This window comes from Roseovarius sp. (assembly GCF_048262375.1).
In the GTDB taxonomy this organism is placed as follows: Bacteria; Pseudomonadota; Alphaproteobacteria; order Rhodobacterales; family Rhodobacteraceae; genus Roseovarius.
In genome coordinates this window covers 58,800-73,248 of sequence record NZ_JBLXFE010000003.1, presented here as the reverse complement: position 1 = coordinate 73,248, position 14,449 = coordinate 58,800, and the positions used below count along the sequence as shown (strand labels likewise).

Below are 14,449 nucleotides of genomic sequence, written 5' to 3'. Positions count from 1 at the left end.
AATACTCGTCTGAGCGCATGCAGTCAGGGCTGTAATTCGACCTGAACGGCCTCGTCAGACCACCCATCCACCGAGCAATGCGACTTTATGAAGATCTCGACGGTATCGTCCGGTAGCGCCAGATTTTTGAGCGACCTTGTAAATGGTTGCTCCTCGACATGCGGATGATGCAGCAGGCGATAACCTAAGCGGTTGCCATCCTTGTCCAGAACCTCCCAACCATCGGCATAGTGATCCCAGCCGGTATCAGGATGCGCGATTGTCACATCCACGTGCCAGACCAAACCAGATTTCTCAGCCTTGACGCCTACAATCTCAGGTTCATGAGCGATCGCAAAAGAGGCGAGCATATTGACGGCGAGGATAAGACAAATTTGTTTCATGCCAGTTAGTATAGCGCAGCGCGCTGCGAAACACACTCACGACTCTGTGGGGCTACCGGTCATATCCGGTTGCATCAGAACGACGCGGGACTGCGATGCGAATTCCCTGCGCAACAGCATCAGACAGGTAAACCCCGTGGCTGCGATAAGCGCCACCGGCCCGAGCAGCCATGCCGCCGACGTGAGTGCGAAATAGATCGCCCTGAGACCCCGATTGAAGCCGCGCGCCGCAGTGATGTTGATCTCTGCCGCCTTGCGCGCTCGTCGAGGTGCGGCCGGATGTGCTGGATCATTGGGCACGGAGGCCATAATCACGGCGCAATAGCCAAACAAACGATTGGACCAGACGAATTTGAGAAAAGCATTGGTTAGAAAAACCAAGATGACCATGATCTTGATTTCCCAAACGATGATGGGTTCTTGGCCGGGGGTCAGATCATCAGCAATTCCCATTACGCGGTCAAGATCGCCCAGCATCGCCAGCGCCCCACCAATTGCAATTAGTGTGGCCGAGGCAAAGAAGGCGGTGCCCTGCCGCAGGCTGGCGAGCAGTTGTGCGTCAAAGATGCGTGCCTCGCGGTCTACCATCTGCACCATCCACTCACGCCGGTATTGCGCCATCAATGCTGTGACCGAAGGGCGCGTGCGTGGCGGGTTCTCTATCATCAAGCCAATTAATAGCCAGCCGCCGACCAGGGCCCCGAGTGCAACGGCATCAAGCGTGCCGAAATGTGTCAGTTGATCCATCCAAATCATTTGTGCACGCTATCCTTGACAGGTTTGACTTGCCAGACGCAAAAATTGGTTATATTTTATTACCAATCAAAGAGGATTACATCATGGAAATGCCTATCCCGAGTTCGGAAATTCTGGCTCGAAAGGCCGAATTGGTTGAGCGATTGCATGAGGTTCTACCGGGGGATGCGGTCATTTCCGATCCGTCCGAGACCCGAGCCTATGAATGTGACGCTCTAACTGCCTATAAATGTGCGCCTTTGGTGGCGATTCTGCCGGGATCGACCCAAGAGGTCGCGGCTGCTCTCCGCATCTGTCACGAAATGGGCGTGCCGGTCGTGCCGCGCGGATCTGGCACAAGCCTCGCCGGGGGCGCATTGCCCACGGCTGACAGCGTGATTCTTGGGGTTGCCCGACTCAATGCTGTGCTGGAAACCGATTATGACAACCGGTTTATACGGGTGCAGACCGGGCGCACAAATCTGAGTGTGACCGGGGCGGTAGAGGAGCATGGCTTCTTTTATGCGCCTGATCCATCAAGCCAACTGGCCTGTGCCATTGCGGGCAATATCGCGATGAATTCGGGTGGGGCGCATTGCCTGAAGTATGGTGTGACCACCAATAATCTGATGGGTGTGACCATGGTGCTGATGGATGGCACGGTGGTGGAACTGGGCGGCGCGCATCTTGAGGCCGAGGGGCTGGATCTGTTGGGGGTCGTCTGCGGCTCCGAGGGGCAATTGGGGGTCGTGACCGAGGCGACGTTGCGCATTCTGCGCAAACCCGAGGGCGCGCGGCCCGTGCTCATCGGCTTCGACAGCAACGAAGTTGCGGGTGCCTGCGTGAGCGACATCATCAAGGCAGGCGTGCTGCCGGTGGCGATTGAATTCATGGATCGCCCTTGCATTGAGGCGACCGAAGATTTTGCCAAGGCGGGTTATCCGATGTGTGAGGCGCTGCTGATCGTTGAGGTCGAGGGATCGGACGCCGAGATCAACGAGCAACTTGGCCTGATCGAAGAAATTGCGCGGCGGCACAACCCGGTGGAATTCCGTCAGAGCCGTTCACCGGAAGAAAGCGCCGCGATCTGGCTGGGGCGTAAATCCGCCTTTGGCGCGATGGGCCAGATCAACGATTATATGTGTCTTGATGGCACCATTCCGGTCAGCCAGCTGCCGCATGTTCTCAAGCGGATCGGCGAGATGTCCGAGCAATTTGGGCTGGGCGTGGCTAATGTGTTTCACGCTGGCGACGGCAACATGCACCCGTTGATTCTGTTTGATGCCAACAAGCCCGGTGATTTGGAACTGTGCGAAGATTTCGGGGCTGAGATTCTAAAGCTCTGTGTCGAAGTGGGTGGCTGCCTGACCGGCGAGCATGGGGTTGGGATCGAAAAGCGTGATCTGATGACCTATCAATATGCGCCTGAGGACCTTGAGGCGCAGATGGCGGTCAAGGATGTGTTCGATCCCAAATGGCTGCTCAACCCGGCCAAGGTTTTCCCGTTGGCAAGTTCTGACGCGCGGCGTGTGGCCTGAGTGATCGCTCCGGGGCGCGCGTCCCCGGACCTCCCGAATATTTTACCAAGAAGAAGCAGCATGACACCCAAAACCGAGGCAGAACTTGCCGAGATCATCCGGGCGGCCGAAACCCCGTTGCGCATTGAGGGAGGCGGTACGCGACCAATAGGCGCCCCGTCAAATGGCGTTCGACTGAGCACGGCCGGACTTTGCGGCATCGGGCTTTATGAACCCGGCGCTTTGACATTGGTGGCGCAGGCAGGCACACCGCTGGCCGAGGTCGAGGCGACACTAGAGGCCGAGGGCCAACGGCTGGCGTTTGAGCCGATGGATCACCGGACCCTTTTGGGCACGAGCGGAACGCCCACGATCGGTGGCGTGGTTGCCGCCAATGTCAGTGGGCCTCGCCGCATTCAGGCCGGTGCCTGCCGAGATTTCCTCTTGGGGGTGAGATTTGTCGATGGGCGTGGGCAAATCGTCAAGAATGGTGGTCGGGTGATGAAGAACGTCACTGGCTATGATCTGGTCAAGCTGATGGCGGGCAGCTACGGCACATTGGGCGTGTTGACCGAGGTGGCGCTCAAGGTGCTGCCCAAGCCGCGCAGCATGGGCATGCTGCGTATCGAAGGGCTGAGCGACGCTGCGGCTGTGACAGCGCTTTGTCGTGCATTGGCGTCCCCCTATGAGGTGACGGGGGCCGCGCATCTTCAGGCGGGATCGGGGGGCGCGCCGGTGACGATGATCCGGCTGGAAGGCTTTGAGAACTCGGTCGCCTATCGGGCAGAAGCGCTGACCCGATTGCTGGCCGAATTTGGAACCTGCGTGTTTGAGGCAGATCCGGAACAAACCGCTGCGGCATGGGCGCATATCCGTGATGTTGGTCCGTTTCATGGCCGCGCCGGCGATGTCTGGCGTGTTTCGGTGAAGCCCAGCGACGCACCGGCGGTCGTCGCGGATCTTGCAGGAGGCGAGGCGTTTTATGACTGGGGCGGTGGTTTGATCTGGCTCTTGGCGGCTGAAGGATCGGGGCTGACCGCCACCAAGATCCGCAGCGTCGTTGCTGTGCGTGGTGGCCATGCGACGCTGATCCGAGGGGATCGAAGCCAAGGCGCATTTCCCCCGCTGCCTGCGCCAGTCGCGGCTTTGCAAGAGGGGTTGCGCCAGAAATTCGACCCAAGACAAATTCTCAACCCCGGACTTATGGCCACGGGTGCAGCCGTCTGAACGACGGGAAAGTAGAGACAGATGAAAACCGAATTCACCGCCAAACAACTCGAAGACCCGAAGATTGCCCGCGCAAATGAGATTCTGCGATCCTGTGTTCATTGCGGATTTTGCACTGCGACTTGCCCCACTTATCAGGTGTTGGGCGATGAGCTGGACAGCCCCAGAGGGCGTATCTATCTCATCAAGGATATGTTGGAGAATGACCGTGATCCGGACGCTAAGACGGTCAAGCATATTGACCGCTGCCTCTCGTGCCTTGCCTGTATGACCACCTGTCCCTCAGGTGTGCATTACATGCATCTGGTTGATCAGGCGCGGGAATATATCGAAGAGCGTTACAAGCGGCCCTTGGGGGATCGCGCGCTGCGCTGGATTCTGGCGCGAATTTTGCCTTATCCAACGCGCTTTCGCGTGGCCTTGCTTGGGGCCAAGATCGGACGGCCCTTTGCTCGGCTGATGCCAGATGCGCGGTTGCGCGCGATGCTGGAAATGGCGCCCAAGCAGGTGCCGCCTGTCAGTCGCAATGACGATCCGCAGACATTTGCCGCGCAGGGCGCGCGCAAGAAGCGTGTGGCGCTGATGACGGGGTGTGCGCAAAAGGCGCTCAATACCGATATAAACGACGCCACTATCCGGCTTTTGACTCGGTTGGGTTGCGAGGTTGTTGTGGCCGAGGGCGCGGGTTGCTGCGGGGCGCTCACGCATCATATGGGCAAGACGGGCGAGAGCCATGCAACGGCGGCCAAGAATATCAAGGCTTGGGCGCGCGAAATGGATGGAGCGGGTCTTGATGCCATCGTGATCAATACGTCCGGCTGCGGCACGACAGTCAAAGATTACGGCCATATGTTCCGGCATGAGTCCCTAGCCAAAGACGCCGCCCGCGTCAGCGCGATTGCTATGGATATAAGCGAAATCCTGATGCAACTCGATCTGCCAGAAGGTGGGGATAAGGAGATGGTGATCGCCTATCATGCCGCCTGTTCGCTGCAACATGGGCAAAAGATCAAGACCTTTCCCAAGGATCTGCTCAAACGCGCGGGGTTCAGTGTGGTCGAACCTGCGGACAGTCATCTGTGCTGTGGCTCGGCGGGCACCTACAACCTGATGCAGCCTGAGATATCCAAGCAGTTGAAGACCCGCAAGGTGCGCACGCTTGAGGCCAAGAAGCCGGACGCGATCGCAGCGGGAAACATCGGCTGTATGATGCAGATCGGATCAGGCACAGGCATCCCCGTGGTACATACGGTTGAATTGCTCGATTGGGCCACCGGCGGACCCAAGCCGCCCGCGATGACCCGTGCGACCCAAGGGATGGTGGGGGTTCCGATCCTGCGCTAGTGTGGTCATAATCTGGCCCGAAACGCTTGTTATCAGGCAAGTGTCTGAAAACGGTCGGAGACCTCATGCTGCGATTCCTGATAATTGTGCTGGCGCTCGGCACCTCGGGCGCCGCCTTGGCACAGGACAGCCGCTTGCAGCGGTTGGATGTAGGCGACGAAGCCCGCCAATGGGAGGCCGTGGGACGGCTAGAGCTGGGCGGGCGCGGATTTTGCACCGGGGCACTGGTGGCGCCTGATTTGGTGTTGACTGCGGCGCATTGCCTCTTTGACAAGGAAACCGGCGTACGCCTTGATCCGGCGCGGATCGAATTCATGGCCGGTTGGCGCAATGGCCGCGCAGCTGCCTATCGCTCTGTTCGGCGTGCGGTGACGCATCCGGACTATGCACCGGCGACCAATGTAACCGCTGATCGGGTCCGTAATGATGTGGCACTGCTGGAGTTGCATCATCCAATCAACAACACTCGCGTCACCCCGTTCGAGACGGATGCTCGCCCCCGTAAAGGGCAAAAGATTGGGATAGTCAGCTATGCCCGCGACCGTTCTGAGGCGCCATCGCTCCAGAATATATGCGAGGTTCTGGCGCGTCAGGATGGTGTTTTGGTCATGTCCTGTGATGTGGATTTCGGATCGAGCGGCGCACCAATCTTCAGCTTTGAAGGGGGTGTGCCGCGTATCGTCTCGGTGGTGTCCGCCATGGCCGAGGTTGAAGGGCGCAAAGTGTCGCTTGGCACGCAACTGATCGATCCGCTGCAAACCCTGCGCGCGGCCCTCGATAATGGCGCGGGCGTGTTTCAGGAAGCGGCCCCCAAGATGTTCACCTCTGGTATCCGGCGCGACACGGGCGCAAAATTCGCCAAGCCATGAAGATTTGGCGTATAGCTCTGCTGGCACTCGCCGCGTTGATGCTCTGCGTCACGGGTGCAATGGCCCAGACCAGTGGCCTCATTCGACTTACCGACCGTGACGACCTTTTTGGTTGGGAGGCTGTGGGCCGGGTTGATCTCGGACGGGATGGCTATTGTACGGGGGTGTTGATTGCTCCGGATCAAGTTCTGACGGCGGCGCATTGTCTCTATGACGCCGCAAACCGCCCGATCGCGGCAGAAACTATCCTGTTTCGCGCCGGTTTGCGTGATGGGGTGGCGATTTCCCAAGTGCAGGTTGCGCGGTATGCGGTCACCCCCGGCTATGATCCGGCAGCGGGAATGCAGACCGAGAATGTCAGGCGTGATGCCGCCCTCTTGCACCTGTCCACAGCGATCCCGTCAGCGCTCGCCGCGCCGTTTAACCTCTATGGCGCCCCTGCGCCGAGCCAGCGGGTCAGCATCGTCTCTTATGGCAAGGATCGTGACAAGGCCCCGTCTTGGCAGCGCGATTGCGGCCTGTTGTGGCGGTCTGACGGGGTCATGGCATTCGATTGCGCGGTGATCAGCGGGTCTTCCGGTGCACCGGTTTTTGTGCGCGATGGTGGCCGGGCGCGTATCCTGTCGTTGGTCAGCGGAGGTGAATGGGAAACCGGCACGCACCGCGCCTATGGCATGGACCTTCCCGATCTGGTACCGGTGCTCAAGCGGATTCTGCGCGCCGCGCCTCCCTTGTCGAACAAGATCAACCCCGGCTTTCGTCGCGTGACGGTGGGCACTCTTGCTGTCACATCCGGCGCAAAGTTTGCAAAGCCCTGAGGGCCCTGCGAGGGTCTTGACAGGCGCGCGAAGGCTTCCCACATCGCATGTGTTCCGGTGCCGTAAAACGGGCCGGACATCATAGCCTGTCCCCTAAGGGGAAGGCGCAATTCAGGTATCGCTCAATGGAGGATGACCCATGCGTAATTTTGATCTAGCCCCGCTCTACCGCGCCACCGTCGGTTTCGACCAGATCGCTGATCTTATGGATCGGGTGATGGCCAGCGATGTGCCCCAACCGACCTATCCGCCCTATAACATCGAAAAAACCGCCGACGATGCCTATCGCATCTCGATCGCCGTCGCGGGCTTTGCCGCCGCCGATCTCGGCGTTGACGTCAAAGACGGCGCGCTTGTCGTTTCCGCGCGCAAGAGCGACGAGGATGAGGGCCGCACTTACCTGCATCGTGGCATTGCCACCCGTGCTTTTGAACGGCGCTTTCAACTGGCCGATCATGTCCGCGTGATTGGGGCCACCCATGCCGATGGGATGCTGCATATCGACCTGCGCCGTGAGGTGCCCGAGGCGCTCAAGCCCCGGCGCATAGCGATTGCCAGCGGTGATGTCGTGACCAAGGAAGTGGTCGACGCCGATAAGGTAAACTGAACCTGTTCCGATTCTGCGCCTGGTCAGAGATGTCTGACCGGGCGTGTGGCTTTCATGGACGGCGCGCTTCGATCAATACGCGATCTTCGGCCCCGCCGATCAGAAGAAGTGCGCCATCATCTGCAATGTCGAACCGTGTGATCTGCTCCAATGCGTCCAGCATCTCGCGCTCTTGCTCCATCAATGGTTCGGGGCAGGCCATCATCGTACTTCCCATAGCCCCAAATTGCAGACCTTCTCCGGTCAGCGTATAGCCCCCCACCAAGCGGTTACAGCCTGTGCTGCCCGCAACCCGTCCCGGCGCTGTGAAATTAACCGAAAGGCGCTCCGGCTCGATCAGCGATGCCTCTCCGATCGCGGTCACCTGCCAGACCGGGCCGGTCAGCAAATCCTCTGGTGCCCCCCCGCAGCCCCGCAGCATACGATCGCCGAGTTCCAACACCGCGGTATCTGGGTGCGGCATACCGGTGGCGTCGTCCCTGCAAATCCCCTCTTGGATGATCAGGCGCGCTTCGATATCAGGCATGTCGAATGCATAGATGCCCGGCAAAACCTGCACATCCGGGCGCGCGAGGCTATGGCTGATCTCGCCATAGTCGGCAGTAATCTCTGCGGTTTCTGGAGTTAGGACAACGGACCAGCCCGGCTCGTTACCTCTGGCACGGTAGCTTTGGTGTTGCGGTGGCGGCACCTGTCGGCATTCGGGTAAATCGCGGCCCTCAAGCCGGACCATCGCCAAGTCGCCTTTGTTCCAGAATTCCGTTTCAGGATCTTTGATGCCTTCAAAGCGCGCGCCAGAGGCTGATACGACCTGCGACATAGGAGTATCCCGACCCTCTGCCCGCAGTACCGTTTCATTGTCCAGCATGCCGAAGGAAACTGTTGTATCCCCACAGATAAAATCAACTGCAAAGGCCATCGCCGTCACGGGCTCCAGAATGAGCGTGCCAAGATCCACCTGCGCAGTGCCCGCCGAAAAGGGCAAATTCCGCAGAATCCAGCGTGGCTTTTGCTGAACGCGGATGACCGCGCTCAGCCCCCCCGAGAGGTTGGCCGGCACCGTCATCTCGAAGGGTAAAGGCACCTGTTTGCCATCGGCCTCAATCGTTGCCTCGCCCAACATTGCCCCGAAACGCCCCTCTGCGACGATCACGGCGCGGGCATTGGGCGGCAGGGCAATCCGTTGCAGATACCCAAGCGCGCCTGAAACCATGCGCGTCTCGTCTTGTGCTTGCGCCGCTGCTGCGGGCATGAGGGCCATCAGACCAGCAAAGAGGATTGCGCGGGCCATCGTCCGCCTCCTATGCAACAGGATCTGCGGCCATCCTAGCGACTGCCCCGCTCTTGGTCGAGTGCCGCTTTGGTCAGACACTCATGCAGATGTACTTCATTTCGAGAAAATCCTCGATCCCGTGGTGACTGCCTTCGCGTCCGAGTCCGGATTGCTTGACGCCGCCGAACGGGGCCACCTCGGTCGAAATGATGCCGGTGTTGACACCTACGATCCCGTACTCAAGCGCCTCGGCCACCTTGTAAACGCGGCTCAGATCCTTGGCATAGAAATACGAGGCCAGACCAAAGATCGTGTCATTAGCCATCGCGATCACGTCATCCTCGGTCTCGAACTTGAAGAGCGGCGCGAGTGGGCCAAATGTTTCGTCCGTGGCAAACTGCATTTCCTGCGTGCACCCGGTGACAATGGTCGGCGGTAGGAAGTAGCCCGCACCCTGCACCGGCTCTCCTCCGCCCAGAATGACCGTGGCCCCCTTGGCTTTGGCGTCCGCCACATGTTCCTGCACCTTGGTAATGGCGTCAGCGTTGATCAGCGGCCCAAGCGCCACGCCATCGTCCATACCGTCGCCCATTTTGAGCTTCTCGACTGCGATTTTCAGCTTGGCGGCAAAGGCGTCATAAACCCCGGCCTGCACATAGATACGGTTGGCGCAGACGCAGGTTTGACCATTGTTACGGAACTTGCAGAGGATCGCGCCTTCGACCGCCGCATCGAGATCGGCATCGTCGAACACGATAAAGGGCGCATTGCCGCCCAGTTCCATCGAGCATTTCATCACCTGATCGGCGGCCTGACGTAACAGGATGCGCCCGACCTCAGTCGAGCCGGTAAAGGTGATCTTGCGTACCACCGGGTTCTCGCAGAATTCCTTGCCGATTTCTGAGGCACGCGACGAGGTGACGATGTTGAACACCCCTGCAGGAATGCCTGCCCGCTCAGCCAAGAGGCCCATGGCCGTGGCCGAAAGCGGCGTTTCCGCCGCCGGGCGGCCCACGAAAGAACATCCCGCTGCCAGCGCTGGTGCGGCCTTGCGGGTGATCATGGCGTTGGGAAAGTTCCAGGGCGTGATCGAAGAAACGACGCCAATTGGCTGCTTGATCACAGTGATCCGCTTGTCGCGCTGGTGGCCCGGAATCGTTTCGCCATAGATGCGCTTTGCTTCTTCGCCAAAGAATTCGATGAAGGACGCGCCATAAGCGACCTCCCCTTTGGCCTCAGCCAGTGGTTTTCCCTGTTCGGCGGTCAAGATAACGCCCAGATCGTGCTGGTTTTCCATCATCAGATCAAAGAAACGGCGTAACACGGCGGCGCGCTCCTTGCCGCTCCATTTCGCCCATTCTTTCTGCGCAACCTCTGCAGCGGCAATTGCCCGCGCAACCTGCGCACGGCTGAGGTCTGCCACATGCGCGATCACATCGCCGCGCGCGGGGTTCGTGACCTCGAAGGTGCCATTGTCGCCATCCACCCACTCGCCGTTGATGTAGGCCCGCTCGCACAACAGGCTGGGATCCTTGAGCATGGATTTCAGGTCGGTCTTGGTCATTGCATTTCCCTCTTGGCATGGCTTTTGATCTCGCAAACACAGACCAGTTTGGGCTAGGAATGTCTAGGGCCAGATGAAGGAGAATACACTGTGGAACTGGACGATGCTTATGCCAACGTTCCCCATATTCCGGGAGGTGCGCAGTATCCGGCGCGCTGGACCGTTGCTGCCGAGGCATTTCGGGCAAGGTTGACTGCGCAACGCCGGGCAGAGCTTGGCCTGCCTTACGGTGACGGGGCGCGGCAGGTATTTGACCTCTTTCACCCCACAGGCACGGCGCGGGGGCTCTGCGTCTTTGTGCATGGCGGCTATTGGCTACGGTTTGACCGGTCCTATTGGTCGCATCTGGCGGCGGGGCCCTTGGCGCGGGGGTGGGCGGTGGCGATGCCGTCCTATGATCTCTGCCCTGAGGTGCGGATTGCGGACATCACCCGGCAGATTGCGCGCGCAACCTGCGTTCTGGCGGCGCGAAGCGAAGGGCCGCTGGCGTTTGTGGGGCATTCTGCGGGTGGCCATCTGGTGGCGCGTATGGCGGTGCCGGGTGCGTTGCCCGCCGATGTGGCGGCGCGGTTGAGCCATGTCATGCCAATCTCTCCGGTGTCTGACCTCCGACCGCTGCTGCAAACCTCGATGAATGAGCAATTCCAACTAGACCGGATGGCGGCAGAGGCAGAAAGCCCGGCGCTTATGCGGCCCTTACCTGTGCCGGTCACGGTCTGGGTCGGCGCTGACGAACGGCCGGTGTTTCTGGATCAGGCGCGGTGGCTGGCATCGGCGTGGAATGCGGGTCATGAGATTGCGAAGGGACGGCACCATTTCGACGTGATCGAGGCGCTGGAGGACCCCAAGAGCCGGATGGTCGAGCAGCTGTTGGGCTAGAGGGGGCGTTGGTGACAGGCCCATGCGCGCGGCTGTAGACCGTCAACATAGGCTTCGCCCCGCTCACGCAAAACGTGATGCCCCCCATCACAAAGCCTGAATTGACGTTCCCTGCCGGTCCCTTAGAGTGCGCGGATATTGCACGAGGACTCCATGCCGAAATCTGCCCCTCTGATTACCCCCGTTCTTGTGGCGGGCTGCGTGATCATCCTGATTTCCTTTGCGATCCGCGCCTCTTTTGGCGTGTTCCAGATCCCCATCGCGACCGAGTTCAACTGGCCGCGCGCCGAGTTTTCGCTGGCCATCGCCATCCAGAACCTTGCCTGGGGCATCGGCCAGCCCATTTTCGGCGCGTTGGCCGAAAGGATCGGCGACCAAAAGGCGATCATTCTGGGCGCGCTGACCTATGCGATGGGGCTTGTGCTGTCGTCCTTTGCGGTGACGCCGGAGGCGCATCAGCTCTACGAAATCTTCGTGGGTTTTGGCATCGCTGGTACCGGGTTTGGCGTGATCCTCGCTGTGGTTGGGCGGGCAAGTTCGGACGAGAACCGCTCGATGAGCCTTGCCATCGCCACTGCTGCCGGATCGGCGGGGCAGGTGTTCGGCGCGCCGTTGGCGGAATTCCTGCTGTCGCTGATGACATGGCAGAGCGTGTTCCTGATCTTTGCCGCCGTGATTGTCGCGGTTCTGGCGATGCTGCCGTTGATGCGCGCACCCGCGCCAGTGGATCGCTCCGTGGTCGAGGAGTCGATGGGCACGATCCTGCGCCGGGCCTTTCGTGATCCCTCCTATACGCTGATATTTTTGGGATTTTTCAGCTGTGGCTATCAGCTCGCCTTTATTACCGCGCATTTCCCGGCCTTTGTGACCGAAATGTGCGGCCCGATCCTGTCTGGAGACGTGCTGCACAATATTGGCATTACCACCACGTCGACCCTTGGGGCTGTGGCCATCTCGATTATCGGTCTTGCCAATATCGCGGGCACGCTGACGGCGGGCTGGCTGGGCAAGCGCCATTCCAAAAAGAACCTGCTGGCGGCGATCTATCTGGGCCGGACACTGATTGCGGCGGCTTTTATCCTTACGCCGATCACGCCGGCCACCGTGCTTTTATTCTCGGTCTCGATGGGCGCGCTCTGGCTGGCTACGGTGCCGCTGACCTCGGGTCTCATCGCGCATCTCTATGGATTGCGTTACATGGGCACGCTTTATGGGATCGTGTTCTTTTCCCACCAGTTGGGCAGCTTCATGGGCGTCTGGCTGGGTGGCAAGATGTATGATCTTTATGGTGATTATACATTGGTCTGGTGGATCGGCGTGGGTGTGGGGGCGTTTTCCGCCATTGTGCATCTGCCGGTCAAAGAGCGCCGGATGCAGGCCGCTTAATCTCGCATCAAGTTACGCATGGCGCGTAGCACGTCTTCGCTATGGGTATAGGTCAGACCATGCCCCGCACCGTCGATGATGTACTGACGCGCCTTGCGATTCACCTCGGCCAGTCGTGCCATGCTGTGCAATGGGATGATCGTGTCTTCTCGCCCCCAGATCGCCAGCACCGGCAGCTGTGTTTCGGCAATATCCGCATGCATGTCGGCCAGATCCTCGGAAACCATCCCTGCGATGGAGCGCGCGACCGCAGGCACGAACCCGCGATATCGCAACTCGGCCTGTTGCAGATCAACGATACCCGGCACGCTGGAGGGCAGATGCCGCTCCGCTTCACAGCCCCTTCGAAAACTTCTTGGAAATCCGGCCAGCATTAACCACTGTGCGAACATTCCCCTGCGCGCCACCCGATCAGCCAGCGGGCCCAAATCATGACCCAATCCCGCAGGCGCGATGAGGACAAGCGTCCGCAGGCGCTCTGCATGCAGCGCGGCAAAGGCCGTGGCAATCGCACCACCCATCGAATAACCGAGAAGGGTAATATCATCCTCAACCCCCTGATCTTCGAGCAGTTCTTCAAGTTGGGTAATGAAAAAGGCACTGTCCTGAGGGCCCTTGGGTCGGTCGCTATAGCCCCGCCCATACAGGTCATAGACCAATACCCGGTAGCCCAAGCGCCCCAATCCCGCGGCTATCCCCTGCCAGACAAACGACGGTGTGGTCAGACCGTGAACGCAAACCGCCACTGGCCCGCGCGTAGCCCCGAGCCAGCGGAAATGCGTGATCCCGCGCGACAGGCGGACGAAATCGCCAGGTGCGTTCATGCGGGCGGTGTCGGTCATCTTGGGTTTGAGCGCTTCGCGCAGAAACGGAGCCGCGAAGATCAAGCCCGCAAACGTGACCAGACCGAGCCAGATCATGTCGCCGCCCTCCAGGCATCGAGGATATAGCGGCTTGTCATCAGGTCGAGATGCGCGCCGCCGCCGTTTTTGAAAAGGGTGATTTCATCGCTTGATTGGCGTTGAAACCGCTCGGGCTGATAGAAATCCGCTATCAGGTGGTCGCGGGTTATAGCGCCAGTCCCCAGTGGCGTCTTGATCTCACCGATATGATCTACTGTTGTGTCGAAACTGTCGACAAAGACCCGCGCCCGCACCATCGCCGCATCATCCGCCTCGCGCATGTCGGGACGGTAGGCGCCGATCAAGTCGAGATGCTGGCCGGGGCGCAGCCAGTCGCCCTTGATCAGCGGATCGGTGGACATGGTGGCAGAGGTCACGATATCGGCGGCGCGCACGGCGGTTTCCAGATCCTCGGCCACGGTCATGCCCGCGCATTCTTCTGCCATCGCCTCGGCATTGGCGCGGGTGCGGTTCCAGACGCTGAATCGCGCTTGTGGAAAGACCGCGCGATAGGCCTGCCAGAGCGAGCGGCCCACCGTACCCGCCCCCACGATCAGGATGGTTTCGCTGTTGGGCCGGGCCAGCCGCGTGGCGGCATAAAGACTGTCCCCGGCGGTTTTCCACTTGGTCACAAGATGGAAATCGACAAGTGCCTCCAGCGTGCCATCGGTATCGGAATAGAGATTGACCGCGCCGTTGATCATCGGGTCGCCCCGTTCCGGGTTTCCCGGAAAGATCGTGGCGGATTTGACCGCCAATCCCATCCCGTCGATCCAAGCCGCCCGATTGAGCAACGTATCCTTGCCGCGATAAAGCAAGGTGTCGGCAATCTCGGCCTTGGGTAGTGCATGCCCGGCCTGAAACGCCGCGCAGAGTCCGAGCCAATCCAGATGCGCCTCACCTTGGGCAAAGGGGATGATCGTCAGGCTCATGGATTTCTCCTTT

At 59.9% G+C, this 14,449-nt stretch carries 14 protein-coding genes; 8 read left to right on the top strand and 6 right to left on the bottom strand.

Annotation, left to right across the window (positions count from 1 at the left end; genetic code table 11):
- Positions 1-23: 23 nt before the first annotated feature.
- Both ACN0SW_RS04575 and ACN0SW_RS04570 read right to left on the bottom strand, forming a co-directional pair.
- Complete coding sequence (locus ACN0SW_RS04575) at positions 24-383, bottom strand: hypothetical protein (RefSeq protein ID WP_417726729.1); 360 nt, start codon at positions 381-383, stop codon at positions 24-26.
- Positions 384-419: 36 nt separating this feature from the next.
- Positions 420-1,139 (bottom strand): DUF599 domain-containing protein, encoded by a 720-nt coding sequence (locus tag ACN0SW_RS04570; RefSeq protein ID WP_417726728.1) that lies wholly within the window; start codon positions 1,137-1,139, stop codon positions 420-422.
- Between the two features lie 83 nt (positions 1,140-1,222).
- On the opposite strand from ACN0SW_RS04570, the gene ACN0SW_RS04565 reads away from it, so the two are divergent.
- The 6 genes from ACN0SW_RS04565 (at position 1,223) to ACN0SW_RS04540 (ending at position 7,500) form a co-directional block, all read left to right on the top strand.
- Positions 1,223-2,656, top strand: a complete 1,434-nt coding sequence (locus ACN0SW_RS04565; RefSeq protein WP_417726727.1) for an FAD-linked oxidase C-terminal domain-containing protein — start codon at positions 1,223-1,225, stop codon at positions 2,654-2,656.
- Between the two features lie 60 nt (positions 2,657-2,716).
- Positions 2,717-3,862: a glycolate oxidase subunit GlcE gene (gene glcE, locus ACN0SW_RS04560; RefSeq protein ID WP_417726726.1), complete on the top strand. Its 1,146-nt coding sequence runs from the start codon at positions 2,717-2,719 to the stop codon at positions 3,860-3,862.
- 21 nt (positions 3,863-3,883) lie between these two features.
- A complete protein-coding gene (gene glcF / locus ACN0SW_RS04555; protein ID WP_417726725.1) occupies positions 3,884-5,206 on the top strand; it encodes a glycolate oxidase subunit GlcF in 1,323 nt (440 codons plus the stop codon).
- A 65-nt stretch (positions 5,207-5,271) separates the two neighbouring features.
- Complete coding sequence (locus ACN0SW_RS04550; protein WP_417726724.1) at positions 5,272-6,075, top strand: trypsin-like serine peptidase; 804 nt, start codon at positions 5,272-5,274, stop codon at positions 6,073-6,075.
- Positions 6,072-6,893, top strand: coding sequence for a trypsin-like serine peptidase (locus ACN0SW_RS04545; RefSeq protein WP_417726723.1), 822 nt, complete (start codon positions 6,072-6,074; stop codon positions 6,891-6,893). Before ACN0SW_RS04550 ends, ACN0SW_RS04545 begins: the two co-directional genes overlap by 4 nt.
- Positions 6,894-7,032: 139 nt before the next feature.
- Positions 7,033-7,500, top strand: coding sequence for an Hsp20 family protein (locus tag ACN0SW_RS04540; protein WP_417726722.1), 468 nt, complete (start codon positions 7,033-7,035; stop codon positions 7,498-7,500).
- Positions 7,501-7,552: 52 nt separating this feature from the next.
- Here ACN0SW_RS04540 and ACN0SW_RS04535 read toward each other — a convergent pair whose 3' ends face one another.
- Together ACN0SW_RS04535 and ACN0SW_RS04530 are read right to left on the bottom strand one after the other, a co-directional pair.
- The gene (locus tag ACN0SW_RS04535; RefSeq protein ID WP_417726721.1) at positions 7,553-8,791 is read right to left on the bottom strand and encodes an META domain-containing protein; all 1,239 of its coding nucleotides are present in this window, start codon (positions 8,789-8,791) and stop codon (positions 7,553-7,555) included.
- A gap of 73 nt (positions 8,792-8,864) precedes the next feature.
- Positions 8,865-10,337, bottom strand: coding sequence for an NAD-dependent succinate-semialdehyde dehydrogenase (locus ACN0SW_RS04530; protein ID WP_417726720.1), 1,473 nt, complete (start codon positions 10,335-10,337; stop codon positions 8,865-8,867).
- 90 nt (positions 10,338-10,427) lie between these two features.
- Between ACN0SW_RS04530 and ACN0SW_RS04525 the strand changes: the two genes are divergently transcribed.
- Both ACN0SW_RS04525 and ACN0SW_RS04520 read left to right on the top strand, forming a co-directional pair.
- Entirely contained in the window at positions 10,428-11,216 is a 789-nt protein-coding gene (locus ACN0SW_RS04525) for an alpha/beta hydrolase (protein ID WP_417726719.1), read from the top strand.
- Between the two features lie 153 nt (positions 11,217-11,369).
- Positions 11,370-12,602, top strand: a complete 1,233-nt coding sequence (locus ACN0SW_RS04520; protein WP_417726718.1) for an MFS transporter — start codon at positions 11,370-11,372, stop codon at positions 12,600-12,602.
- Here the strand turns inward: ACN0SW_RS04520 and ACN0SW_RS04515 are convergent.
- Together ACN0SW_RS04515 and ACN0SW_RS04510 are read right to left on the bottom strand one after the other, a co-directional pair.
- Entirely contained in the window at positions 12,599-13,522 is a 924-nt protein-coding gene (locus tag ACN0SW_RS04515) for an alpha/beta fold hydrolase (RefSeq protein ID WP_417726717.1), read from the bottom strand. The two genes, ACN0SW_RS04520 and ACN0SW_RS04515, sit on opposite strands and share 4 nt — an antisense overlap.
- Positions 13,519-14,436, bottom strand: coding sequence for an ornithine cyclodeaminase family protein (locus ACN0SW_RS04510; protein ID WP_417726716.1), 918 nt, complete (start codon positions 14,434-14,436; stop codon positions 13,519-13,521). The genes ACN0SW_RS04515 and ACN0SW_RS04510 overlap by 4 nt, the downstream gene beginning before the upstream one ends.
- Positions 14,437-14,449: the final 13 nt, after the last annotated feature.